The sequence below is a fragment of the Streptomyces alkaliphilus genome, assembly GCF_014141535.1.
Classification (GTDB): Bacteria; Actinomycetota; Actinomycetes; order Streptomycetales; family Streptomycetaceae; genus Streptomyces; species Streptomyces alkaliphilus.
The window spans coordinates 1-1445 of the sequence record NZ_VKHT01001150.1 but is presented as its reverse complement, the minus strand read 5'-3'; the positions used below and the strand labels follow the sequence as shown (position 1 = coordinate 1445).

1 protein-coding gene is annotated in these 1445 nt (G+C 75.2%); it reads right to left on the bottom strand.

Annotation, left to right across the window (positions count from 1 at the left end):
• Nucleotides 1–170: 170 nt before the first annotated feature.
• On the bottom strand, nt 171–1433 hold the full coding sequence (locus tag FNQ90_RS23035) for a cellulase-like family protein (protein WP_182608112.1): 1263 nt from the start codon (nt 1431–1433) through the stop codon (nt 171–173).
• Between the last annotated feature and the right edge of the window lie 12 nt (nt 1434–1445).

Here is a 1445-nt window from a genome sequence, read left to right as displayed (position 1 = left end):
GAGCGGGCGGTGGTGTGCGGGGCGTTCGCGGTGGCCTGCGAGGGCGACTGGGAGGGGCTCGCGCACCGCGACGAGTTGACGTTGTTGGACGGCGCTCCCGGCCACACCGTCCGGTGAGCCGGGATTCCCGGCCCCGCCGTCGCACGCGGCGCGGCGGCGGGGCCGGGACGTCAGCCGCGCAGCAGGGCGTTGCACTCCCGCTGGAGTTCGACGTCCGCCCACATCGGGTGGTGCGGGGCGGCGTTGGAGCAGACCACGGCCCCCAGCGCGCCGACCCGGACGCTCTCCTCCATCGCGCGCCGGCACAGCGCGGCACCGACCGGCCCCTCCTCGAAGGTGCCGTGCAGGGGGGTGTAGCCGACCCAGCCCTCGCCGAAGAGCAGGGGGACGCCGAGGTCGGCCGCCAGGTCGGCGGCGGCGTCGATCCAGGTGACCAGGCGCTGTTCCATCGCGAGGCGGTGGACGGCGTGGCGGTCGTACAGCCAGGCGTCCCACTTCACGGGGTCGCACCACTCGTGCAGGTACATCTCCCGGCGGGAGACGATGGTGGCCTCCATCCGCCAGGCGTCCGCCGCCGGCGGCGTCCACTCCTCCGGGGCGGGCGCCGAGGGCCTCAGCAGCTCTCGCGCGGCGCGCTCGCGGGGGAAGGGACGCGCGGGGTCGCGCAGGGCGAAGGTGTCGATCATCTCGTCCAGGACGCCGTGGACGTAGGGGTGGAAGACGGCGACGTCGATGTCCCGGGGCACCCCGCGCATGGCCCCCACCGGCACGGCGGCGTAGTTGACGGTGACCGGGTGGTCGGGTCGGCGGGCGCGGAAGCGGGCCAGGCCCCGTTCCAGGCGGGGACGCAGAGCGAGCACGGGGTCGCCGTCGAGGCCGTCGGTGAGCCGGCCGGCCTGGACCTCGTTGTGCAGTTCGGTGAAGGCGATCCGGTCGTCCAGCCCGTCGTGGGCGGCGAGGAAGTCGATCAGGTCGGCGAGGGCGTCGGCCAGCGCCTCGGGCCGGCGTTCGGGCTCCACGGCCATGAGGGCGTCGAACCACCGCCGGTCGCCGGAGAAGGCGGGACTCTGCTGGTACTCCCAGCTGGAGAGGATGACGCGGAAGTCGTGCCGGCGGGCGGCCCCGAAGAGGGCGAGCAGGTGGGCGCGGCCGTCGATGACCGTCTCGGCGCGCACGTCGTACCAGCGCACCCGCCGGCCCTGTCCGCCGCCGAGGGGGCCGAGGCGCAGGCGGGCGGTGTCGAGGCCGGAGCCGAAGAGGAGGAACGGCATGGCGCAGATCCGGATGGTGTTGTAGCCCCGGTCCGCGGCCTCGGCGAAGGCCCGGTCGAGGTCCTCGAAGGGCTCACCGGGGCCGGTGCGGACGTACCAGGAGAAGTCCCAGAGGGTGACGGTCAGCCGGTCGGGGACCGCGGCGGGGAGCGGGACGGGCACGGGGGTCCTTCC